Origin of the sequence: Listeria monocytogenes (assembly GCF_013282665.1) — a bacterium.
Lineage (GTDB): Bacteria > Bacillota > Bacilli > Lactobacillales > Listeriaceae > Listeria > Listeria monocytogenes_C.
The window spans coordinates 1,811,937-1,834,446 of the sequence record NZ_CP054041.1; the positions used below are offsets into that span (position 1 = coordinate 1,811,937).

At 36.8% G+C, this 22,510-nt stretch carries 23 protein-coding genes; 17 read left to right on the forward strand and 6 right to left on the reverse strand.

Going from position 1 to position 22,510, the window contains the following annotated elements:
* Positions 1 to 398 precede the first annotated feature (398 nt).
* From HRK21_RS09080 to HRK21_RS09100, 5 genes are all read left to right on the forward strand, one after another.
* A complete protein-coding gene (locus tag HRK21_RS09080; RefSeq protein ID WP_003738312.1) occupies positions 399 to 932 on the forward strand; it encodes a DUF3267 domain-containing protein in 534 nt (177 codons plus the stop codon).
* Between the two features lie 63 nt (positions 933 to 995).
* A complete protein-coding gene (locus HRK21_RS09085) occupies positions 996 to 1,913 on the forward strand; it encodes an aldo/keto reductase (protein ID WP_070006310.1) in 918 nt (305 codons plus the stop codon).
* Between the two features lie 265 nt (positions 1,914 to 2,178).
* Positions 2,179 to 4,059: a heavy metal translocating P-type ATPase gene (locus tag HRK21_RS09090; protein WP_003738314.1), complete on the forward strand. Its 1,881-nt coding sequence runs from the start codon at positions 2,179 to 2,181 to the stop codon at positions 4,057 to 4,059.
* Between the two features lie 94 nt (positions 4,060 to 4,153).
* A complete protein-coding gene (locus HRK21_RS09095; RefSeq protein ID WP_069888198.1) occupies positions 4,154 to 4,882 on the forward strand; it encodes a DUF2238 domain-containing protein in 729 nt (242 codons plus the stop codon).
* Between the two features lie 140 nt (positions 4,883 to 5,022).
* Positions 5,023 to 5,673, forward strand: coding sequence for a transaldolase family protein (locus HRK21_RS09100; RefSeq protein ID WP_070006309.1), 651 nt, complete (start codon positions 5,023 to 5,025; stop codon positions 5,671 to 5,673).
* A 41-nt stretch (positions 5,674 to 5,714) separates the two neighbouring features.
* On the opposite strand, the gene ltaP is transcribed toward HRK21_RS09100, so the two are convergent.
* Complete coding sequence (gene ltaP / locus HRK21_RS09105; RefSeq protein WP_077952729.1) at positions 5,715 to 7,535, reverse strand: lipoteichoic acid primase LtaP; 1,821 nt, start codon at positions 7,533 to 7,535, stop codon at positions 5,715 to 5,717.
* A gap of 234 nt (positions 7,536 to 7,769) precedes the next feature.
* On the opposite strand from ltaP, the gene bcaP reads away from it, so the two are divergent.
* Both bcaP and HRK21_RS09115 read left to right on the forward strand, forming a co-directional pair.
* A complete protein-coding gene (gene bcaP / locus HRK21_RS09110) occupies positions 7,770 to 9,161 on the forward strand; it encodes a branched-chain amino acid transporter BcaP (RefSeq protein WP_012581805.1) in 1,392 nt (463 codons plus the stop codon).
* 89 nt (positions 9,162 to 9,250) lie between these two features.
* Positions 9,251 to 10,090: a VOC family protein gene (locus HRK21_RS09115; RefSeq protein ID WP_069888201.1), complete on the forward strand. Its 840-nt coding sequence runs from the start codon at positions 9,251 to 9,253 to the stop codon at positions 10,088 to 10,090.
* A gap of 83 nt (positions 10,091 to 10,173) precedes the next feature.
* Here the strand turns inward: HRK21_RS09115 and HRK21_RS09120 are convergent, their stop codons facing one another.
* Positions 10,174 to 10,458, reverse strand: coding sequence for a hypothetical protein (locus tag HRK21_RS09120; protein ID WP_003729368.1), 285 nt, complete (start codon positions 10,456 to 10,458; stop codon positions 10,174 to 10,176).
* Between the two features lie 97 nt (positions 10,459 to 10,555).
* On the opposite strand from HRK21_RS09120, the gene HRK21_RS09125 reads away from it, so the two are divergent.
* The 4 genes from HRK21_RS09125 to HRK21_RS09140 are packed head-to-tail and all read left to right on the forward strand — an operon-like array spanning position 10,556 to position 15,597.
* Positions 10,556 to 11,506: a magnesium transporter CorA family protein gene (locus HRK21_RS09125; protein ID WP_003738320.1), complete on the forward strand. Its 951-nt coding sequence runs from the start codon at positions 10,556 to 10,558 to the stop codon at positions 11,504 to 11,506.
* 23 nt (positions 11,507 to 11,529) lie between these two features.
* Entirely contained in the window at positions 11,530 to 12,171 is a 642-nt protein-coding gene (locus tag HRK21_RS09130) for a GntR family transcriptional regulator (RefSeq protein ID WP_003738321.1), read from the forward strand.
* Positions 12,172 to 12,213: 42 nt separating this feature from the next.
* Entirely contained in the window at positions 12,214 to 14,904 is a 2,691-nt protein-coding gene (locus HRK21_RS09135; RefSeq protein WP_070006307.1) for a YhgE/Pip domain-containing protein, read from the forward strand.
* A 45-nt stretch (positions 14,905 to 14,949) separates the two neighbouring features.
* Positions 14,950 to 15,597 carry a GntR family transcriptional regulator gene (locus HRK21_RS09140; RefSeq protein WP_070006306.1) on the forward strand — a complete coding sequence of 216 codons (648 nt, stop codon included), beginning with the start codon at positions 14,950 to 14,952 and terminating at the stop codon, positions 15,595 to 15,597.
* 9 nt (positions 15,598 to 15,606) lie between these two features.
* Here the strand turns inward: HRK21_RS09140 and HRK21_RS09145 are convergent, their stop codons facing one another.
* Both HRK21_RS09145 and HRK21_RS09150 read right to left on the reverse strand, forming a co-directional pair.
* On the reverse strand, positions 15,607 to 16,143 hold the full coding sequence (locus HRK21_RS09145; RefSeq protein WP_003738324.1) for a GNAT family N-acetyltransferase: 537 nt from the start codon (positions 16,141 to 16,143) through the stop codon (positions 15,607 to 15,609).
* A complete protein-coding gene (locus tag HRK21_RS09150; protein ID WP_077952732.1) occupies positions 16,130 to 17,104 on the reverse strand; it encodes a DUF975 family protein in 975 nt (324 codons plus the stop codon). Before HRK21_RS09150 ends, HRK21_RS09145 begins: the two co-directional genes overlap by 14 nt.
* 191 nt (positions 17,105 to 17,295) lie before the next feature.
* On the opposite strand from HRK21_RS09150, the gene HRK21_RS09155 reads away from it, so the two are divergent.
* Entirely contained in the window at positions 17,296 to 17,505 is a 210-nt protein-coding gene (locus tag HRK21_RS09155; protein WP_003738326.1) for an Lmo0654 family protein, read from the forward strand.
* A 67-nt stretch (positions 17,506 to 17,572) separates the two neighbouring features.
* Positions 17,573 to 18,280: a metallophosphoesterase family protein gene (locus tag HRK21_RS09160; protein WP_070006304.1), complete on the forward strand. Its 708-nt coding sequence runs from the start codon at positions 17,573 to 17,575 to the stop codon at positions 18,278 to 18,280.
* Positions 18,281 to 18,325: 45 nt separating this feature from the next.
* Here the strand turns inward: HRK21_RS09160 and HRK21_RS09165 are convergent, their stop codons facing one another.
* Positions 18,326 to 18,889, reverse strand: coding sequence for a DUF420 domain-containing protein (locus HRK21_RS09165; RefSeq protein ID WP_003738328.1), 564 nt, complete (start codon positions 18,887 to 18,889; stop codon positions 18,326 to 18,328).
* A gap of 118 nt (positions 18,890 to 19,007) precedes the next feature.
* On the opposite strand from HRK21_RS09165, the gene HRK21_RS09170 reads away from it, so the two are divergent.
* Positions 19,008 to 19,424, forward strand: a complete 417-nt coding sequence (locus HRK21_RS09170) for a hypothetical protein (RefSeq protein WP_003738329.1) — start codon at positions 19,008 to 19,010, stop codon at positions 19,422 to 19,424.
* Positions 19,425 to 19,466: 42 nt separating this feature from the next.
* Positions 19,467 to 20,096, forward strand: coding sequence for an endonuclease III domain-containing protein (locus HRK21_RS09175; protein ID WP_070006303.1), 630 nt, complete (start codon positions 19,467 to 19,469; stop codon positions 20,094 to 20,096).
* Here the strand turns inward: HRK21_RS09175 and HRK21_RS09180 are convergent.
* Positions 20,093 to 20,989, reverse strand: a complete 897-nt coding sequence (locus tag HRK21_RS09180; protein WP_003738331.1) for an Rgg/GadR/MutR family transcriptional regulator — start codon at positions 20,987 to 20,989, stop codon at positions 20,093 to 20,095. The two genes, HRK21_RS09175 and HRK21_RS09180, sit on opposite strands and share 4 nt — an antisense overlap.
* A gap of 232 nt (positions 20,990 to 21,221) precedes the next feature.
* Here HRK21_RS09180 and HRK21_RS09185 point away from each other — a divergent pair, with 232 nt between their 5' ends.
* A complete protein-coding gene (locus HRK21_RS09185; RefSeq protein ID WP_003732607.1) occupies positions 21,222 to 21,503 on the forward strand; it encodes a transposase in 282 nt (93 codons plus the stop codon).
* Between the two features lie 246 nt (positions 21,504 to 21,749).
* Positions 21,750 to 22,403 carry a cyclic nucleotide-binding domain-containing protein gene (locus HRK21_RS09190; RefSeq protein ID WP_070006302.1) on the forward strand — a complete coding sequence of 218 codons (654 nt, stop codon included), beginning with the start codon at positions 21,750 to 21,752 and terminating at the stop codon, positions 22,401 to 22,403.
* The last annotated feature ends 107 nt before the right edge of the window (positions 22,404 to 22,510 follow it).

Here is a 22,510-nt window from a genome sequence, read left to right on the forward strand (position 1 = left end):
TAGAACATTCTATTATTTTAGCAGATGCTTTCAAAAGCAATTGGGCAATAGAAATACTTTGTTTAAAGAACGATTACCATATTTGATACAAGTATGTATTTCATGTGCATTTGGATCATGAAAGAAACATGGTTCAATGACAGCGATTTGACGAACGTATAATTGACTTTAATTATAGAAGAGATCGTTTTCTGCGAGGTTATGACGTAAAATCCTATAGCTTTAAATAGCCATTTCAAAGGCTTGTAAAAATTTATAGAAACCGACAAAAGAAAAACTTTTCGTCCCCTTCCAACTGGACTTGTGTATTTATCCACTATGACATAGAATGCCGACAAGAAGTATTGTATAATTGTAATAACGAAAATATCAGCGTTTTTATAAAAGGAGCGTGCTAAATGGAAAGGAAATTGGTTCAAGAAATAAATTTACTAGAAAATAAAAAATTGGTTATGAATTTGAATATTGTTGCGATTGTTATTGTGCTTGTGTTAACTGTTTTGGGTCTTGTTTTTTCAGGTGGTTTTGCAATTACGAATGGTTTTATGGGGATTATTTGGCTGTTTGGTGGTTATGCAGTAGCAATTGTTATTCACGAAGCCGTACACGGGATTTTCTTTAAAGCATTTCGTCCAGAAGCAAAAGTGAAATTTGGTTTTAAAAATGGGATGGCTTATGCGGGGAGTCCGGGAGCATTTTATACGAAAGCACAATTCTTTATTATTTCGATTGCGCCATTTGTTGTTCTTACGGGTTTGTTCATTTTTCTACGATTTCTTGGGGTGAATGAAGCGGTTCTTTATTTGATTTTTGCATTACATACGTCTGGTTGTGTCGGGGATTTTTACTACTGCATTCTCTTGATTAATCAACCGGCTGGGATAGTCGTGGAAGATACGGATAAAGGAATAAGTTTTTATTCAGAAGGTTAAGTTTGGTAACGATTACAACAAAGTGTTAGAATAAGGATATACTTTTAGAAAGAGGTGCTTAGTTTGAAACGTATAACAATTGGTAATAGCGCTTTAACAGCTTCAGAAATTTCGCTAGGATGTATGAGAATGGCGGATCTTAGTAAAGAGGATGCTAATAAAGTGATTAATACAGCACTTGAAAATGGCATTGATTTTTTTGACCACGCAGATATTTATGGCGGTGGTAAATCAGAGGAAGTTTTTGCTGATGCAATTGATATGAATGCAACTGTTCGTGAAAAAATGATTCTTCAATCAAAATGCGGAATTCGTCAAGGATTCTTTGATTTTTCCAAAGAGCACATTATTTCATCTGTAGAAGGTAGCTTAAAACGCCTGAAAACAGACTATTTAGATACACTTTTACTTCACCGTCCGGATACACTTTTTGAACCAGAAGAAGTAGCGGCGGCTTTCACTGAACTGGAAAAAAGTGGAAAAGTGCGCCATTTCGGCGTAAGTAATCAAAATCCAGGTCAAATTGAACTACTGAAAAAATACGTAGACCAAGAATTAATCGCCAACCAATTGCAATTTAGTATTATGCATACTGGTATGATTGATACTGGTTTTAATGTGAATATGACAATTGATCCTTCACTTGATCGTGACGGCGGTATTTTGGAATATAGTCGCTTAAACAACATGACAATCCAAGCATGGTCCCCGTTCCAATATGGTTTCTTTGAAGGAGTTTTCTTGGATAACGATAAATTCCCTGAATTGAACAAAGTAATCGACAAAATTGCTGCTGACAAAGGTGTAACTAATTCAGCTATTGCGGTTGCATGGATTCAGCGTCATCCAGCAAGCTTCCAAACAGTGGTTGGTACAATGAATCCTGGAAGAATTGCCGATATTGCTAAAGCTTCTGACGTAACGCTTAGTCGTGAAGAATGGTATGAAATTTACCGTGCGGCTGGCAACCAATTACCTTAATGAAATCAGACACTTGGGCATTTTGCTCAAGTGTCTTTTTATGCATTGGACTGATAGTGAATTTCATTCTCAATTAGAATATAATTTTATCAATTAGTTTGATATACTAGTCGGAAAGTGCTATAATAACAAGTGAGTTAAGGAGATATATCGCTATATTTATTTATAATAATTATTGTTTAATCTGTTTTTCGCAGTTGCGAAAGCAGATTTTTGTGTTTTTTAGGGTAATGGGAATCATTATCATTTGGAGAGGATGAGCATAATGAAAAATTGGATGAAGCAGAATTGGCAATTTATTACGACGGGTATTAGCGGGATTTTGATTGTGATTGGTTGTTTGGTCGGCAGTGATGTTGGTGACTTTTGGACAGCGGTTATTTTCCTAAGTGCCTTTGTTATTGGGGGTTTTGAGCAAGCCAAAGAAGGCATTCAAGCAACTATTAAAACGAAAAAGTTAAATGTGGAGCTTTTGATGATTTTGGCGGCTACTGGTGCATCAATTATTGGTTACTGGTTTGAAGGGGCCGTACTTATATTTATTTTCTCAGTTAGTGGTGCATTAGAAACGTATACGACGAATAAAAGTAAGCGCGAAATCACGAAATTAATGGCGTTTCAACCAGAACGAGCTTTTCGTTTGCTTCCTAATGGAGATTTAGAGGAAGTTGCTGCTAAAGAGCTCCAATTGAACGATATGGTTTTCGTTCGACCAGGAGAAAGTATTCCTATCGATGGAGTCATTGTTCGAGGTTCAACAACATTAAATGAAGCGGCAATTAATGGGGAATCTGTTCCAGCGACGAAAACGATTGGTGCGGATGTGTTTGGCGGAACAATTAATGTAAGTAGCGCCATCACGGTCAAAGTAACACAAACATTTGATAACACGATTTTTAGTAAAATTATTCGTCTAGTAGAAAGTGCGCAAAGTGAACCTTCGAAAACTGCCCGCTTTATTGAACGATTTGAGGATGTTTATGTAAAAGCAGTTCTATTATTTGTGTTAGTAATGATGTTCTTACCTCACTTTGCCTTAGGGTGGTCGTGGAATGAAACATTTTATCGTGCGATGGTTTTACTAACGGTTGCTTCTCCTTGTGCGCTAGTGGCTTCGGTGACACCTGCGACTTTAGCAGCGATTTCTAACGGTGCACGTCATGGGATTTTGTTTAAAGGCGGCGTACACTTGGAAAATTTACGCGGTGTAAAAGCTGTTGCATTTGATAAAACTGGGACGTTGACAAATGGTACGCCTGAACTGACAGATCGGTTATTTGCTGAAAATGTTGATAAACAGCAAGTAATCAATGTAGTTGGAGCGATGGAGCGACAATCTTTACATCCATTAGCTGCGGCAATAACACAAGACCTAGAGGCGGAAATTACCGAAAAGTTAACAGAAATTGAAGTGACAGATGTACCTGGCTGGGGAGTTCAAGCGGTGTACCGAGAGGCTATTTGGCAAGTTGGTAAGGCGGGCTTTGTCGGAGATGAGAAAGCAACGTTATTTTCAAATGGCGCATTTGAACGACTTGCAGCTGAAGGAAAAACGATTGTTTATGTAGCTAAAGACAGCGTGATTCAAGCTATGTTTGCCCTTAAAGATACGTGCCGACCTGAAGCCATTCGTACGATTAAGGCGCTTCAAGCAAAAGGAATTAAGACTATAATGGTAACAGGCGATAACGAACAAACAGGTGCAGCGATTCGAGCCGAACTGGGAATGGACTATGTCGTTTCTGGATGTTTACCCGAGAAAAAAGTGGATGTGCTAAAAGATTTATCAGTTACTTATGGAAGTGTGGCAATGGTCGGTGATGGAATTAATGATGCTCCGGCACTTGCTCATGCAGCCGTTGGAATTGCAATGGGCGAGGGGACGGATATCGCGATGGAAACAGCGGATGTTGTTTTAATGAAGAATGATTTGGAGAAAATCCCCTATGCTTACAACCTTTCTGAACGTCTTCACTGGATTACTTGGCAAAATATTTGTTTTGCGATTGCAGTGATTCTTGTTTTGATAACAGCAAATGTTTTCCAATTAATCAATTTGCCATTTGGCGTTGTGGGACACGAGGGAAGCACTATCTTAGTTATTTTAAATGGGCTTAGGCTCCTTCGATCTAATCGAAAAAAGTGATAATTTGACTGCTTGTCTATTCTTAGTCTAAGATAGATGAGCAGTTTCTTTTTATGGAAAAAGGGGTATTACATGATAGATTGGAGATGAGTGCATGAAAAAAATCAATTGGACACAATGGATAGCGTTATTTGTTTTTGCGTCAATGGGAATTTCTGTTGTTTTTACTATTTACGAAATTTTTACAGCACCGATCAAGCAGCCAGCAACCGGACCGCATGTAACATTACGAGGGGACTATATATTTTTACTATTTGAAATTATATTAGGAATTTTTATTTTGTTGCTACCTTCGATTATTGCACGACGCTTCAAATTTGAAATACCTGGTCTTGTGTATATTTTATTTATTATATTTCTATATGGATCGATTTATCTTGGTACAGTTCAAAAATTCTACTCAACCGTGCCACATTGGGATAAAATTTTACATACTTTTAGTGGGGCGATGCTTGGAGCAATTGGCTTTTCGTTTGTCAGCTTGCTAAATGCTAATGATAAAGTTGTCATGAAACTTAAACCGGGTTTCATCGCTGTATTCGCATTTTGTTTTGCTGTGACAATGGGAGCTTTCTGGGAAGTGTATGAGTATACGTTTGATGGGATTATGAACTTAAATATGCAGCGTTATAATCTATCTAATGGAACGCCGCTCACTGGTCGCGCTGCGCTTGAAGATACGATGACAGATATTATTGTCGATATTATCGGTGCACTATTTATCGTCATCATCGGCTATTTTGCACTGAAAAAAGGCCGCCCCTGGATGGAACGCTTTGAATTCAAACGGAAAAATTGGAAGAAAGAACCGAAGAAAAAATAGCGGCAAAAACATCTCCACATGTGGAGGTGTTTTTTGTTGTACAAAATCGCCAACAACTTTGGGTCTCAGAAACAATTGACTGGCTCGTGGAACTTTTCTACACTTAAAATGAGAAGAAAAACTTTTGAAGGAGTGAGGAAATGTTTTTAGATACGGGGAATTTAGAGGAAATAAAGAAAGCGCTTCAATTTCCGTTTTTTGAAGGTGTAACCACTAATCCGACTATTTTATTAAAGGAAAATAAGCCAAGAAAAACGCATATAGCAAGTATTCCAGCCAAAGTTGTGTTTGTTCAAGCGGCTGGGTTAACGGAAGAGGAAATCTGGGAAGATGTACTTCGAATTCAAGCAATTGAGCCGGCAGAAGGTACGGTAATCGGCTTGAAAATTCCAGCTCATGAAGCTGGGATAAAAGTCATCGCAAAAGTTCGCGCTAATTTTCCAAATGAAATCATTTTAGCAACAGCAATTTTCTCATCGGAACAAGGTTATATTGCAGCGCTCTCTGGTGCAGATTATTTAGCGCCATATTATAATCGTATGGAAGTAAGTGGATTAGACGCAGCAAAAACAATAGAAGAACTACGATACGTGTTAGATTTGCAAGGACTAGAAGATGTGAAAATCATGGGAGCGAGCTTTAAAAATAGCCGCCAAATCATGCAAGCATTAGCTAGTGGAGCGGATACTGTTACTATTGGCTATGATTTATTTTTACAAATGATGAACAAACCTCTAGCGCTTGAAAGTATTGAAAAATTTAATGAGCATCATGAAGCTTTACCAAAATAAGCGAAAAAAGAAGTATCCAGATTTGCTGGATACTTCTTTTTTTATTTATCTTCGTCTCGTAATGGTAAATTATTTACGTAGCTATCGGAATACTGTAAGAGTTTTCGGCTAGCCTCAAAGCGTTTCTTCACATCACTCGAAAGTGCTTTGTTCGTTCCATCATAATTGGTTGCTGCGCCAGTTTCGAAACTTTCATCTGGTTGGTACATGTAAGAATTAGTAAAATAGCTTCCTTCTGGCATGGTATAGCGTTCAGGTACGTAATTATTAGATGAATTGAGGATATCAGTCCCAAACATAATTTGGTCACCAGTTTTAATACCAAGTAAATTCATGACAGTTGGCATAATGTCAATTTCGCCACCAACGTTTTTAATTTCACCAGGGTTTTCTAGGCCTGGATAATGTAAGAAGAACGGAATACGGTAGTCATCAGCTGGATCTGCTTTTAACTCCGTAGAGCGGTTGACGTATTTTTTTTGTTCCTCAGGTAGTTGGTCAGTTTTGATAATGTGATGATCGCCGTAGAAAACAACAACAGAATCATCCCAAATGCCGCTATCTTTTAATTTTTGAATGAATTCACCAAGTTGTTTATCCGCATAATGAACTGCTTCAAAATAGTTACCAAGTTCTGTATCTTTTAAATCGCTTGGTAAGTCAATTTCTCGTTTATCTTTCGGAATATCAAATGGCATATGGCTACTTACACTAATTAATTGCGCATAGAATTTCTGGTTGTTTTTGTACTGTTCTTCTAAAATCGGGAAGGCTTTGTTGTAAAGTACTTCATCACTAGGAGAGAAGCCGATAACATCCTCATCGCCAAAGAATTTACGATCATAAAACTTATCGAACCCTACTGCAGGATAAAATTCATCACGATTGTAAAAGCTAGCGTCATTTGTATGGAAGGTCGCTGTTTTATAATCATTTTTGCCAAGTAAACGAGGCATTGACGGGATTACCCGATCACCGTAAGTTTGTGTGTTCGTGTAGTATCCACTCGGGAAAGTGGATGTATAAACGGACCATTCTGCATCAGCCGTATTTGACTTAGAGACTGTTTGGAAAAACTGATTAGAATACATGGTTTCGTTTTGCAAGCTATCTAATGTTGGGGTAATTGATTGACCGTTAATTTTGACATTCGTTAAATTACGCTGGAATGACTCAAGTTGAACAATAATAAGATTTTTCCCTTTAGCAACACCGAAGTAATCGGGTTTCGATTTAACCGACACACCTTTAATATCATTCACATTTTTGGCAGTAATATCTGCGGCTTTAACATGATCTGCACCAGTAAGCGCAGTACTGATATTAAATGTGAAAATTCCCATTCGTTTTGCACGCTTAGAGTCACTGATAATATTTTGTTGCATCATAAAATAAGTAAAACCACTTAAAACGAGTAGCGTACTAATAAAAGATACGCCATATACACGGCTAGTTAGACGGAATGAAGGGAACTGGTGACCTTTTTTGATATGGAAATAAAGGATAAATGGAAGGAAAACAATATCTAGGATGTATAACCAGTCTGTCCCGCTTAGCAGGCTTGTAGCGCTATTCTTAACTACGCCAACCTCGCCGATAAGAGAGAAACTGTGGTATGTTGGAACTTCATTATAAAACCGGGCGTAAAGCACACATACGAGCATTAGAATCCCAATAAATAAAGACATTCCTGCATACCAATAAATGTGTGAACGAACCGGTGCGAATAAATGAATCAGTCCAAGAAGTAATACGATAAACAGCAGGTCCATTCCAAGTGCCAGGAAGTTAGGATCTTTAAAAATCTGGAAATAGGCGAAAGTGAACTTACCAATAATTAATAAAAAATAAAATAAAATCAACTGAATTCCTCTTTCTATCATGCTTTGTGCCAAATACGCACAAATCCATTCCTTCTAATTTTAGCTTAATCACGCGTCTAGTGCAAATCATGAAAGATGATTCTGATATATTTGGGTAATAGGTTCTACTTTAGGAAAGAATGATTAGTTTTTGTGTTTTTTATCACGATCCTATTGACCTTTAAAGTGTAAAAGGATATCCTTTTAGAAGACTGTAAAAAGGTAGGAGAAAAAATGAATTCATTATTTAGAAGAAAACCGATAGAAGATTTAATGCATAATAAAAGTGGTAGCACCCATTTAAAGCAAACGCTTGGACCGCTTGATTTAACTTTACTTGGAGTAGGAGCGATTGTTGGAACGGGGATTTTTATTTTACCTGGAACAGTGGCTGCGAAAAATGCAGGACCAGCGATTATTTTCTCTTTTGTAATTGCGGCGATTGTTTGTGCGATTGCAGCAATGTGTTACTCAGAGTTTGCGTCTAGTGTTCCTGTTGCAGGGAGTGCCTATACGTATGGTTATGTTGTTTTTGGTGAGTTAATTGGATGGCTGCTTGGTTGGGCACTTATATTGGAATACGGGCTTGCGGTGGCTTCTGTGGCAAGCGGATGGTCTTCTTATTTAAATGCGTTACTTTCAGGCTTTCATATCTCAATTCCCAAAGCGATATCTGGGTCTTTTAATCCAGAAGTAGGTACATTTATTAATTTACCAGCCATTATTATTGTTCTTGTTATTGCCTTTTTATTAACCCTTGGAATAAAAGAATCTACGCGTGTCAATACAATTATGGTAGCTCTGAAAGTCGGCGTTATTTTACTTTTCTTAGTTGTTGGCGTATTTTATGTCAAACCGGATAATTGGCAACCATTTATGCCTTTTGGAATTAGTGGGGTTATGAATGGTGCGGCACTAGTGTTCTTCGCTTATTTAGGTTTCGATGCCGTTTCCTCCGCAGCAGAAGAAGTGAAAAATCCGCAACGGACGATGCCGATTGGAATTATTGGATCGCTACTTATTTGTACGGTATTGTATGTTGCTGTATCCGCAGTTTTAACTGGAATGGTGCCGTATACAGATTTAAACGTAACAGATCCAGTAGCTTATGCTTTACAAGTGATTAACCAAGATTGGGTAGCGGGTATCGTATCACTTGGCGCAGTTGTTGGGATGATTACAGTGATTTTAGTAATGAGTTACGGAGCCACTAGATTGATTTTTGCGATGGGACGAGATGGTTTATTACCAAAAGTACTTGCAGAAATTAATCAAAAATACCAAACACCTGTTAAAAATACCTGGATTTTTGCAGTGATTGTTGCGATTATTAGCGGGCTTGTGCCATTGGATCGATTGGCTGAGTTGGTTAATATTGGAACGCTCTTGGCATTTATGATGGTGTCTATCGGGATTATCTTTTTACGTAAAAATAAAGATATTCAAGCGAGAGGTTTTAAAGTACCGTTTTATCCAGTCCTTCCTATTGTTTCGTTCTTATTATGTGCATTTTTAATTAGTCGTTTATCTGTTCATACCTGGATTCTTTGCGGAATCTGGTTTGTTATCGGGTTAATCGTCTACTTTGCTTATGGTAGAAAACATAGTGAATTACTTAAAAAATAATTAACTTACTTTTTGTAAGTCGTTTTATTGGAATTTGAACGCTCCTTATGTTGTAATGAATGTATTACAATAAAAGGAGCGTTTTTTACATGGTAGAAATTAGTGAAGAGTTACGACTTGGCGAGGTTGTATTGAATGTTGGTCATCTAAAGGAGATGGCAGGTTTTTATCAAGAAGTGATTGGTTTGAAGTTATTAGAGGAAAATGAGCGAATGGTTCGGCTCGGCGTGAGTGGGTCTAATGAAGCCTTACTAGTTCTTAAAAAGATAGATAATGCAGTCGTTCCAGAAGTGCCACGGATTGGTTTATTTCATATTGCCTTTCTTTTACCAACGCGAGAAAGTTTAGCGGATGTGTTACTTCATTTAGCTAAGTCAGGCTATCCGATTGATGGCGCGGGAGATCATGCATATAGTGAGGCACTGTATTTACATGATATTGAAGGTAATGGTATTGAAATTTATGCGGACCGTCCAAAAGAGGAATGGATGCGTGACGGAGATGGCAACTTACCGATGGTGACAGAACAAGTAGATGTGGATTCGTTGATTCAAATTGCGACGGATGAACCATTCATGGGGATGCCAAGCGGAACGGTAATTGGTCATGTCCATTTACAAGTGGCAGATGCTGACAAAGCGGAACAATTTTATAAAGAGGCACTTGGAATGAATTTAACGACCGCTATTCCGACAGCAAGGTTTTTTGCTGCTGGTGATTACCATCATCATATTGGATCGAACGTCTGGGCAGGTCGTAACTTGGAAAGCCTAGGAGAAGATGAAACAGGACTCGCATGGTTTACGATTATTACTCCTGACAAAGAGGCAATAACAGCCAACTTAGAACAACAAGGATATGATATAAAACGATGGGAAAATACTATTTCTGTAACGGACTCGAATGGAATTAAAATACACTTTAAATAAAAAAAGAACTGTTTAAGCGAAAAATGAGCTTAAACAGTTTTTTGATGCGATAATAAGGGAAAGGTAGATTAGACTAATTATTTTTAATGTTTACGTTGCATCGTTTTCTTGAAAAACCAATTACTTGATTGAAAAATGGTTTGGAGGATTAAAAAGATACCAATACCGAGATTTAAATAAGAAAGCGCTAAGGCTGCATTGTCTGGGAATGAATTTTGCACAGCGAGAAAAGTAATAAAGAAGCCACTATTGGCGCAAAATGCTATCCAAAACCAAGATAACCCGCTCAGTTTGCTTACTACAAAAGAAAGGCCAGAGACAGTTGCTGCTAAAACAATTCCTGTAACTATCATAGACATAAATTCCATTTTCATCGCTCCTTTGTCATAAATGAATTATTATTAATAATAATGTAACATAAATGAAATATTTTGTAAAGAACATACGAAGAAGGGAGAAATCTAGATGATTGAATTTTTTAAGACAACCAATGAAAAAATGGAGCAACTTTCTGCTTTGGAAGATGGTTGTTGGGTAAAAGTAACTGCTCCAACAGACGAAGAAATAGAAATGTTAAGCAAGGAAATGGATGTACCGAAACCATATATTTTAGATGCATTAGATTCTGAGGAGCGCTCTAGAATAGAATTGAAACGAGCCGAACAAGATGTCAGACATTCACTAGTCATTGTGGATTATCCATATGAATCAAAGGATGAACTCGGCTATGCGATGTATGAAACACTTCCGATTGGGATTGTTTTAACTAGAAAACATCTTGTAACAATCACATTGCGAGACTTGCCAATTCTAAAAGATGTGCAATCGATGAAGTTAGAAGAATATGATACAACCAATCATAAGCAATTTTTGTTAAAATTATTGTACGCTGTATCTTATTATTACCTCAAATACTTAAATCAAATCATTAAACAGACAAATAATTTAGAAATACAGATTAAACAATCGATGAAAAATGAGCAGCTGTATGCTTTTATGGCAGTTCAGAAAAGTTTAGTGTTTTTTGCAACAGCTCTTCAATCGAATAAAGCAATTCTCGATAAAATGGAAGATGTGGAACATTTTATGCAACAAGAGGACAATCACGATTTGCTTAGAGATGTTATTATTGAAAATAAGCAAGCAATTGCGATGACGGATACATACACCCAAATAATTAGTGGGATGTCCGACGTATTTTCTTCGGTTATTTCCAATAATTTAAATATCGTGATGAAATTTTTAACATCTTTTACTATTATTTTGTCATTGCCAACAATTGTGGCTAGTGTTTATGGGATGAATATTAAGCTACCGTTTATGCATAATGAACACGCGTTTGCATTAATTCTTTTGTTTACGCTTTTAATTACAACGGGGGTAACTGTTATTTTTTGGCGTAGAAAGTACTTTTAATATATAGAAAACGAGGGATGAGCATGGAAAAACAAACATACGAAAAATTAGCATATTATACAATCAAAGAAAAAATTCTCAGTGGAAAGCTTCATGTAGGGCAACATATTTCAGAAGCTGGTATTGCAAAAGAACTATCTATTAGTCGAACACCAGTCAGAAAAGCAATTGCGGTTTTAGTATCCGAAGAGTTAATCGAATACGAGCTGAACCGGGGGGCAATTGTAATCGAAAGTAGCATGAGCGCTGGGCGTTTTATTGAATTACTGGAGATGGGTGAAATCCTTGTTGTACAAACAATTGAAAAGTGTAAAAATAAAAATTTAACTTATAAACCAGAGCAAGGTAATGCATTATTAGCAGAAATGCGCGAAATTCAAAAAGAAGAAGATGTGGACACTTATTTATCCTTACTTAGCAAATGGCTGTTACAATTTGTGGCGCAATTGGCTAATAGTTATGCCGAGGATATTGTCAGGAAAATGAAGCGTGATTTCTTTAATAAAGCGCAAAAAGATATTAAAATAATTCCTGTGCTCTTGGAAGAAGAAACGATGGAAACCTTAGAACAATTAACTTATTACATGGTAGAAAAGAAACACGATTTAGCAAAAGAGGTAATACAAAAATTAGTGAATTTGTATATTATCCGTACATTTAGATAGTATTTCTAAAGGTGAATTGCTTAAAAACAGGAGGTGCTTTTGATGCGGAAAGTATACGAAATATTTATTTTAGACTGGCGCCGTCTCTTTAAAGCGCCTTTAGCTTTATTATTAGTAATTGCATTAATTATTTTGCCATCATTATATGCTTGGTTTAATATTGAAGCACTTTGGGATCCGTACTCCAACACGTCCGGAATCAAAGTTGCAGTTTCGATTGATGATGAAGGCGCGGAAATAGACGTACCAGGAAAAAAGCCCCAACAAGTGAATGTCGGGGACCAACTGAAGAAAACGCTAGAAAAGAATAAAAAACTCGGTTGGACTTTTGTAAGTGAGGATGAAGCGAAAAAAGGCGTGAAAAGTGGAAAATACTACGCGTCTATCCATATTCCAAAAGATTTTTCAGAAGATATGGTTTCGGTCGTAAATGATAATGTTACCAAACCGACGATTGATTATTCCGTTAATGAAAAAATCAATGCTATCGCGCCAAAAATGACCGAGAGTGGCGCAACGACGATTGTAAATCAAATTAGTTCAGAGTTTGTTGGTACAGTAAGTAAAGCTGTTTTGGAAGAGTTCAATAAAGCAGGGATTGATCTTGAAAATGAATTACCAACAATCCGACGCTTAAAATCCAAGGTATTCCAAGTGCAAGATGCTTTACCAGAACTGAAAAAAATGGGAGCAGAAGCGGTCAAAATAGAAGCCAAACTGCCTGAACTGAAAGCGAAAGCAAACCAAGTTGTCGAGCTAAACGAAAAAATCCCTGAGCTAAATAAAGCGACAGAAAACGTCTTATTAGTGGAACAACAACTACCGAAAATTGACCAGCTGGGCCAAGATATTTTAGTGCTTCAAAAGAAAATCCCGGAAATCAAACAAATCGCCGAATCGGTAAAAGAAGTAGATGAAAACTTTGGAACGATTAAGAAAACGGTCAATGACGCAGTGAATGAATCTGGCAAAGCGCTAGATGTGATTGATACAGCGATGGCGGCAATTCCTACAGTAGAAAAAATCGCACAAAATGGCAGCGGCTATGTGGATAAAGTATCTGATTTTGCGGATGAAATCAATAAGTCCTTTGATACGTTAGCGCCTGCTATTAAACAAAACTTAACGCTAATGAAGCAAATGGCAGACAACATCTATCAAGTGACAGAAGCAATCAAAAATGGTTCAATCACCCCAGAACAAGCCATTGCGGAATTGAAGAAAATGGAACAAGACATTGATTCCTTGCAGCAAATGATTACGAAACAAACAGCGACATTAGAAAGTTTAAATGAAACGCTGCCGAACAAACCGTTTACCGATTTAATTACGAATTTAAATACGATTAATAGCCAATTAGGCGCGCAAAAACAGACGATTACAAAAGTGCGCACAGAACTTGAAAATGGCGCGCAACCTTCCGAGGAACTTTTAAATCAACTGAATGAACAAGCGAAAAATGTTAGCACGAAATTGGACCAAGTTTTAGCGAACTATGATTCGAAAATCGTTCCAGCAATTAAAGTTGGCTTAAACCAAATTCAAGGAGATTTGAAAGATAGTCAAAAACTACTGGAAACGTTGCAAGCAAAAATCCCAGAAATTACGCAGGTTTTAAAAGATTCGAGGGAAACACTACAAACCGGTCAAACATACTTAAAAGAATTCCAAGAACGCTTACCAGAAATTCAAAAAACGTTAGATGAAGCAACAAAAGTAATCAACACCAAGCTCGATACGATTATCGCAGGCATTAACGAAGCAGCCAACTTTTACCAAAACGATTATCCGAATGTAAAAGCGAACATAAAGAAAGCAGCCAATTTCATTCGAGATGATTTACCAGGGCTTGAAAAAGAAATAAACCAAGCTTCTAGCCTCATTCAAGAAAAAATGCCGGAATTCGAAAAAGCGATTAAAATTGCGGCCGATCTTTCGAGGGAAGAATTACCGGAATTTGAAAAAGCCATTAATAATGCGGCGAATAAAATTACTGACTTCGATAAAAACTACGATTTGCAAAGTATTATTAAGATGCTCAGAAACGATGCGGATAAAGATAGTTCGTTTATAGCCAATCCAGTTAAACTAAAAGAAACAAGCTACTATCCAATTCCTAATTATGGTTCGGCAAGTTCACCATTTTATACAGCTCTTTGTTTATGGGTGGGCGCGCTCTTGCTGATTTCGTTATTACGTGTGGATGTAGAAGTACCAGCTGGGATTTTCAGCCATTACCATCGTTATTTCGGACGATTACTGACATTCTTATCTATCGGATTGATGCAGGCGCTTATCGTGACGCTAGGGAATATTTTCTTGCTCGGGGTATCTATCGCAGAACCATTACTACATGTACTATTCAGTATGTTTATCAGCGTCGTATTTATGACCATCGTCTACACGCTCGTATCACTATTTAATAATGTCGGAAAAGGGATTGCGATTATCTTGTTAGTTTTACAAATTTCAGGAGCAGGCGGAAACTTTCCAATTCAAGTTTCGCCACCATTTTTCCAAGCGATTTATCCATTCTTGCCATTCACTTATGCCGTTAGTTTAATTCGGGAAAGTGTTGGAGGACTTTATATGCCAACGGTCTGGATTGATATGAGTGTGCTTGCCGGATTTGCCATTCTCTTTATAACACTAGGTATTTTGCTCAAAAAACCACTCGACAAAATAGTACCCAAGCTATCAGAAAAAGCAAAACGAAGCAAGCTCATCCATTAATAATTTTTCTGTGATATAATTACGAGCGAAGAGGGGGCAGGCTTTGTGGCAAACAAATTTAAAACATTAGATAAAATGGTTTATAATTTACTTCTTGAAAAAATTAAAAACGGTGAGTTAGTACCGAATGAGCATTTAGCAGAGGAAAAGTTGGCTAAAGAATTTGGTGTTAGCCGCTCGCCACTCAGAAAAGCAATTGCAACGCTTACTGCTCAAGGTATTGTTAGTTATCACGAAAATAGCGGCGCCGTTTTAAATGATTGTATTGTTGATTCAGATCGCTATGTGCAGTTGATGGAAACCATTGATATATTTGTCGATGCAGCCATTGTAAAAGCAGCCCATTATGGTTATGAAATGGATTTAGGGAAATTGTATGAGCGTGCGCAAGAGATGGAGCGATTTTCGTATCTAACCGATATAGAAAATTATTATGATGCGCATCATCGTTTTATTCTTTGCTTAATTAGTTTTGCAGAAAATCCCTATCAAGTGCGTATCGTCAAACAAATTTTCTTCCAAATGGTTCATTTTTCAGATGGAATTAATATGTTTAAATCTGCTGAAATCAGAGAATGGACTAACAAGAAAAGTAACCAAATTTGTGAGTTGCTTGCAAAAGACGAAACCGAATTAGCTAGAAAAACAATTAAGTCCATGTTTGCGGAACTAACGATTCAAGCATACAGATAAAAAGAGCTGTCACTTTTGTGACAGCTCTTTTTGATACAAATAAAAACCGTTTTTCTTACCAGAAAAGTGGAAACCATAACGGACATACATTTGATTGAGTGTTTCATTGCTTTCAATGCAATCTAAACGAATGAAAGGGACGGACATTTCAATCCCCCATTTTTCCGCAAAATAAATCATTTGTTTACTTAATGAAATGCCGGAAAACGCTCGCGAAACCATAATTCGGTGTAAATAGTAAGCTTTATCAACTGCCAAATCTTCCCATAAATCCGTATCCCAGTCACTTGGTGTTTTTCGAATAATCATTGCGCCCGCAAGTGCACCCGTTTCTGTTTCAAAAAGCGCAACTTCACCAAGTTCAATACGTTGTTCCATGTTATGGACATCAAAACCATGTAAAATATCGCCCCACTGAGTTGAACCCGAGTCTTTTAACCAGCGAGCTGTATCCATCATCAAATCATGTATTTTCAGTCGATCAGTTGGCAAAGCAAAGCGGACTAGAAATTCCAGTCCGCCAGCCGTGATTTTATTTTGGTTCATTGTTATCTTTTGGAGCTTCGGGTGCTTCTGGAGTCTCGGGCGTTTCTGGAGCCTCAGGAACTTCCGGAGTTTCGGGCGTTTCAGGAACTTCTGGTGTTACGGAAGTTTCGGGTTCTTTTGTTGCCTCTGGTCCGAAGCCTTCTGGATGAGTATCTTCTGCAAATGGATCAGCTTCTGTTGTTCCAAATGGAGTTACGTCTTCTTCCACGATGACAGTTTCTTCAGTAAAAGTGCCTTCTGTTGCTGCATATAAATCATCATAGAAAACAGCGATAGAAGTGATTAGATAAGGATAAACATAAAGCGAAATCCCAAGAGTAATTAACCATGATGCTAAGATTAACACGAGTCCACCAAAAGTAGCGCCGGCAGCAAGAGCTGAAAGTACTTCTGCAGGATCAGCTGTATAAGAAATTGTAGCCATTCCACCAGCAACAATAACAGTCCCTGCAATCGCTACAGCAAGGGGAATTAAATACCATAGAAGGAATGTAAGAGATAGTCCAAAAAGTCTACCTTTATGTCCATTCATCATATGGCGGCTTTCTGTAATAGCATCTAGTGCAGAAATATTTGGGTTATCTCGTAAGATAAAGAATGTTTGTGAATAAGAGTAAGTTTTAATAATTCCTGGTACGATTAAGAGTAAGCTCCATAAGAAGGTGAAAATAGAAATTAGTAAGTAAGCTAAGACTGTACGTCCAAATTGTTTAAAACCACTAAACATATAAGCAACATCTGGTTGTTCGCGGCGGCTAATCGCTAGGTATACCCATGCAACCCCGGTATAAAGTGGTCCAGTTAGTAGGAAAAGTGCAACCCAACCAATGACTGGAATCAAACCAAGTACTCCTCCGCCAACAGTTTCAATTAACCAAGCAAGTACAAATATTCCAATGGCAATTCCCCAGTTGCCACGAAGCGACTCTTTCGCTGTCTGTTTTACTTGTGAAATAGTCATCATAGTAAAAACTCCTTTTTCATTTATTTTTAAGTATAATAGCAAAAAATACCTACTTTTAAAATAGCACATTTTTAAGGACTAATACAGTAATAAGAGGTGTTATAAAAATTTGCTAAAAAAAGGATTACTTTTCTAGTTATTGGGGAATTGTAATGCTATGTAGTATGATTAACTTGGAGGTGGCGCATATGGCCCATGAGAATTTAAGAGAATTAGAAGATCAATTAATTGAGTTGCGACAAACATATCAAGAAGTAATTAGTGAAACACGAGAATTTGAAGATCCGCAACTCCAAAATGGCCCCATCAATGCATCAGAAGTTAGATTAAGTGCAATACGTCACGAAATTGCAGAAGTAGAGAAGAAAATCAAAAAAGCAGAAAGCGAAACCGAATAAGAAAAAAGCGTCCATTTGTTCATTTAGCAGAAGGGCGTTTCTTTTACGTAGATTTGGAGGTATAGCCATGAAGCCTATTTTTGCTGTGGGGGATGTGCACGGAGAGATTACGCTTTTAGATGAATTACTAGAAAACTGGGATAAAGAGCGAGAACGGCTACTTTTTGTAGGAGATTTGATTGACCGCGGCGAAAACCCCGCTGCAGTACTTAGAAGAGTGAAAGCATTAGCTGACCAAACAGGAGCGATTGTCTTAAAAGGAAACCATGAACAAATGTTACTGGACTTTCTTGAAAATCCTTCTGGGAAAATGCATTATTATTTAAGCCAAGGCGGGATGGAAACGATTCAATCTTTAATCGCGGACGCCCTAGACAAAAAAATGACGCCAGAGGGACTCGCGGAACGGGTAAAAGAAGAAGCTTCTGAACTCATTGATTTCATCCGGAATTTGCCCCTCTATTATGAAGAAGGTAAATATGTATTTGTGCATGCAGGTGTAGATTTGACGAAAAAAGATTGGCACGATACCGAAGAGCATGATTTTTTCTGGATTCGCGAACCTTTCTTATTTGGACAAAATAAAACCGGGCAAGTCTTTATTTTCGGGCATACACCGGTACAAAATTTACATATTGATGAAAGTTCTGGTATTTGGGTTTCGGAAGATAAAACGAGGCTCGATATAGATGGTGGTGCGGTTTTTGGCGGAGAACTTCACGGAGTTGTCGTCGAAGAAAAACTCATCACGAAAAGTTTTTCTGTAAAAAAATAAGCACCGAATGGGCTATTAATAAGCGCTCATTCGATGCTTTTTTGTTTAATAATACGGTGCCATAAATAAGTATACTAGTACACCAGTTAAACTGACATATAGCCAAATCGGCATGGTCCAGCGAACGATTTTTTTGTGTTTCTCAATTTGCATCGTCCAGCCCCATACAAGCGCAAATAACGCTAGCGGAACAACGATTGCTGCTAAGAAACTATGTGTAATTAAAATGAAGAAGTAGATTGGACGGATAATTCCAGTTCCCCCAAATGCAGAAGTTTCTGCTGAAAGATAATGGAACGTTAAGTAAGATACTAAGAAGAAAAGTGTGGATGTAAATGCTGCTAAAATGAAACCACGGTGCATGTTAATGTTTTTCTTTTTTATAATCGCCCAAAGTGCAATAACTAAAAATACAAAGGTAAAACTATTAAAGATGGCGTTCATACGCGGGAAAATAGTGATGTCGAAATGCACTGCTCCTTGATACCCAATTGGTGAGAAGAATAGTAGCAAAATTACCACAACCGCGACAAATGAAATAATCATTATCGGCCAAAAATAGTTTTTATCTGATGTCGGTTTTGTGAGTTTTTCTTTATTTTGTTCCATGAAAAAAATAGCCCCCTAAATATAAAATTGCTGTACTTCTCTCATTATACATGACGAACATATCGGATGCGAAAGATTGAGCTTTTAATGTATAATGGTTGGGGAAAGGGTGTTTCTAATGTCGATTATTGCACGAGAACTAACGAAAGCGGAAGAAGCTGAAATTATCCGTTTAAAAGAAGAAGGCGAAGTAATGCTCCAAACGGACGGAACTCCAGAAGAGCGTATTAAGAAAATTGCTGAGTACTTAAAAAATACCTCGCCAGACCCTGATTTGGCAGAAGAACTGGGCTATATTTTAGGCTCTTTGTACGGAGAGGCAGTGCGTGAAAAGTATGAGTGGCGCTGGCTATTTGTCTCAGAAAATGATTTAGAAGGCTACGCTATTACGTCGAAAGAACATGGCTATACGTTTATGGTGCATGATTATTTTATGCAAGTAATCGTTCAGAATAAGCCAGATAATAGCAAAATGCTATTTGAATTGATGGTTGATATGACTGGGAATCGAAATGATTTTCGGATGATTGGATAAGAAGCATAACTGTTTTTGGATTCCTTTTCGAGGTGATGCAAGGTGAATGTAAACGAACAAAAAGTATTAGTTTTAAATAATTTAGTGGAGCACTATGGCTATCAAGATTGGTGGGAAGCGGATAATCGTCTAGCTGACTGGCTTTCGATGATATTAATTCAGCGCACGACAGAGAGAAATACCAAGCAAGCATTAGCGAATCTTGCGCCTCATTTGGATTTAAAAAGTTTAATGGAAATGGATATAGCGAAATTAGAAGAATTAATCTATCCGGCTGGCTTTTATAAACAAAAAAGTATCTATATTAAAGCACTTACCGAGTGGTTCCATGACCACGGAGCTAGTTTAGATAAGTTTCGGACTTATTCAACGGATGCTTTACGAAAAGAGTTGTTAGGCATAAAGGGAGTCGGGGAAGAAACGGCGGATGCAATGTTGCTGTATATTTTTGAACGGAATGTGTTTATTGCTGATTTGTATGCCAGGCGATTATTTACTAGGTTGGGTTTTGGTGAATATAAAACGTATGAACAAATGCGTGAAGAGTTTATGCCGATAATCGAAAATATTCCACATAAACTATGTAAAGAATGGCACTCAGTCATTGATGTTCATGGGAAGTACTTTGGGAAAGACAAAAGTATGAATGAATCTTGGCTCCTAGAAAGCTAGCCACCAACAATATCTATACCTTTTATCCTGATAAACTGATCTAATAAAATTTCATATAAATAAGCAATTTCTTCAAAACGAAGGTCATTCATAATTTGAATGGCTTTTTTTGCTTGCGCGTATCCTTCTTTAATTTGATTGCTTTGCATTTTAAGTAAACCTCTTAAAAAATTCGAGATGTTTCGGTAGAAGGCACTTTCATTATAAATACATAGGGAGTCTAACAACATGAGGAGTTTGCGTGCAGAAGAAAGCTGACCACGGGAAATGAAAACTTCAATCGTATTAATTAAAAGGGTACATAAAACGCGCCTTGCTCGGTCATAATTTTTATAAGGTTGAATCGCTTTAATTACTTGATTTAAAAATTGAATTTGAAGATCTTCTTCAAAAAAATAAATAGAGTTAGCGCAAATCTTAAGTTCTTCTAATGTCCATGTATCAATTGAAAATAAATATTTTTGAATGGTACATTTATCTTTTACAGTAATGACATCCACTGTAAATTCATGATATTTAAGCAAATGTTCAACTAATTTTATTCTCGAGCGGACAAATGCTTTCCATACTTCAACTAATTCTCCGTCATGTTTAGAAAGTTCGCTGTATAACAGCTCCAAACTCTCTAAATCATAAATGTTTCCTCGTTCTTGATTCATACACAAATAATTCTTTTCTGCAGATTCAGAAAGTTCTCGATGGATATAAAAAAATTCATCTAGATCCATATTCATTCGTTTTAATATTTTTTCAAACAAATTTAATGTGATATCGTGCTTTCCTTTTTCAAATTCGATAGCGAAGGATTTGGAAATGATATTATCGTATAAATCTTTTTGATGTATTCCTTTCGAAGTGCGAATATCTCTCACTGTTTTTCCATACCCGACCATTCAAGTGACTCCTTCTGTTTCATAATTTAGATGTGGGCTGCATCTAAGAGGTAGTGCAAGGAGTTTAACAGCCATTTTACTTCTAAATCGTAGCATAGAAAATTTGGCGGAAGAAGTCCTATTTTTAGGACTTTATGAAAAAATGTTAGAAAAACTTGATATATTAGAAATGAAATAACAGATATATTTGCATCTTTTTTATGATATTTAACAATAGAAAGAAGGAAGTTTTATGGCTAAAGCAAAATATGACGAGAATTTCAAAAAAAGTTTGGTTGCTTTATATCGCAGAGGGAAAACGAAGCATAGTATCTGTCAGGAATTTAGTGTCCCTAATTCCACTTTTGGAAAATGGGTAAAAAAATTTAATAATGATGACAATATTGAATCGAACGAAATCTTAAATATCTTGCAAGCGCAGGAACTAAAAAAACAACGGGCCCTATTAGAAGAAGAATTATCTATCTTAACAGAAGCGATTAATGTCTTTGAAAATCCACCAATTAAAAATTGAATACTGTGTTCAAAGTGAAATTATTTATATCGTAGTAAAGAAAACAACCGTTCTCTATCTAAAATTAAGAGAACGGTTGTTTTTTTGTACCGATTGCAACATAAAATCGCTAGAGCAGATATAAATTACCAATTAGAATCATTCGCATTCTCGGTCTTATTTTTAGAAACGATTTTTTCATGGATAAAAGGGTATATTAACACAATATGAATGCGGTTAGGAAAAAACTTGATGGTGGTGAAGCAAATGGACGACTGGTCAACTTTGATAGGCGAGCTAGAACAAAATACCCCAGAAAAATTCTGGATTATTCGAGAAGAACTAAATATATCGGAAGTATTTGAAATACAAAAACTAGAGGCGCATTTTATTTTAGTTTTAGAAGGTGTCTTACGTATGGAAAATGAACATCAACAAATTCTGCATTATTTTAGGAAGAATAGTGTCATATACCAATCTCCATACGAATTAAGAGTGCAAAATAAACTAAGACTAGTTGCTGAAACGCCTGCTCAAATTGTTTTACTGCATCGTGAGTTTTTCCTTAATTATGCAGCGAACAAAGCTTCTTATTCTGAAAAACTAATGCGAGCAATTATGGATAATTCCGCGAGTTTTATGTTTGAATTAATGAAAAATGATCTTAATTCAGAGGGCCGATTAGCTTATTCATTGCAGCAGTTATGCCAAAGTTTAGAATTAGAAGTGAAAAATGAGTTTTATCTACTGCCTGATTATGTGAATAAGAATAAATTGGCGCTTTATAGTAATATTTCGAGGAAAAGTTTATACAAATACCTACAAAATTTAGAAAGAAAAGGACAGATCAAAATGAAAGATAATCAAATCCTTGTCCGCATTTCCCGATTCACCAATAGCGAGAATGTGGATTGGTTATAGAACAAAAAAACAGCAATTACTGGCGAAATTAATAATTCGAAAAAACGACACATGATTGATATTATGAAGTGGATTTTACACATATTAGTCCTCCTCAGCTTTGATAT

Coding starts and splice junctions, on each gene's coding strand:
- HRK21_RS09080 (WP_003738312.1), top strand. CDS start 399: ATGGAAAGGAAATTGGTTCAAGAAATAAATTTACTAGAAAATAAAAAA.
- HRK21_RS09090 (WP_003738314.1), top strand. CDS start 2,179: ATGAAAAATTGGATGAAGCAGAATTGGCAATTTATTACGACGGGTATT.
- HRK21_RS09095 (WP_069888198.1), top strand. CDS start 4,154: ATGAAAAAAATCAATTGGACACAATGGATAGCGTTATTTGTTTTTGCG.
- HRK21_RS09100 (WP_070006309.1), top strand. CDS start 5,023: ATGTTTTTAGATACGGGGAATTTAGAGGAAATAAAGAAAGCGCTTCAA.
- bcaP (WP_012581805.1), top strand. CDS start 7,770: ATGAATTCATTATTTAGAAGAAAACCGATAGAAGATTTAATGCATAAT.
- HRK21_RS09115 (WP_069888201.1), top strand. CDS start 9,251: ATGGTAGAAATTAGTGAAGAGTTACGACTTGGCGAGGTTGTATTGAAT.
- HRK21_RS09120 (WP_003729368.1), bottom strand. CDS start 10,458: ATGGAATTTATGTCTATGATAGTTACAGGAATTGTTTTAGCAGCAACT.
- HRK21_RS09125 (WP_003738320.1), top strand. CDS start 10,556: ATGATTGAATTTTTTAAGACAACCAATGAAAAAATGGAGCAACTTTCT.
- HRK21_RS09130 (WP_003738321.1), top strand. CDS start 11,530: ATGGAAAAACAAACATACGAAAAATTAGCATATTATACAATCAAAGAA.
- HRK21_RS09135 (WP_070006307.1), top strand. CDS start 12,214: ATGCGGAAAGTATACGAAATATTTATTTTAGACTGGCGCCGTCTCTTT.
- HRK21_RS09145 (WP_003738324.1), bottom strand. CDS start 16,143: ATGAACCAAAATAAAATCACGGCTGGCGGACTGGAATTTCTAGTCCGC.
- HRK21_RS09150 (WP_077952732.1), bottom strand. CDS start 17,104: ATGACTATTTCACAAGTAAAACAGACAGCGAAAGAGTCGCTTCGTGGC.
- HRK21_RS09155 (WP_003738326.1), top strand. CDS start 17,296: ATGGCCCATGAGAATTTAAGAGAATTAGAAGATCAATTAATTGAGTTG.
- HRK21_RS09160 (WP_070006304.1), top strand. CDS start 17,573: ATGAAGCCTATTTTTGCTGTGGGGGATGTGCACGGAGAGATTACGCTT.
- HRK21_RS09165 (WP_003738328.1), bottom strand. CDS start 18,889: ATGGAACAAAATAAAGAAAAACTCACAAAACCGACATCAGATAAAAAC.
- HRK21_RS09170 (WP_003738329.1), top strand. CDS start 19,008: ATGTCGATTATTGCACGAGAACTAACGAAAGCGGAAGAAGCTGAAATT.
- HRK21_RS09180 (WP_003738331.1), bottom strand. CDS start 20,989: ATGGTCGGGTATGGAAAAACAGTGAGAGATATTCGCACTTCGAAAGGA.
- HRK21_RS09185 (WP_003732607.1), top strand. CDS start 21,222: ATGGCTAAAGCAAAATATGACGAGAATTTCAAAAAAAGTTTGGTTGCT.
- HRK21_RS09190 (WP_070006302.1), top strand. CDS start 21,750: ATGGACGACTGGTCAACTTTGATAGGCGAGCTAGAACAAAATACCCCA.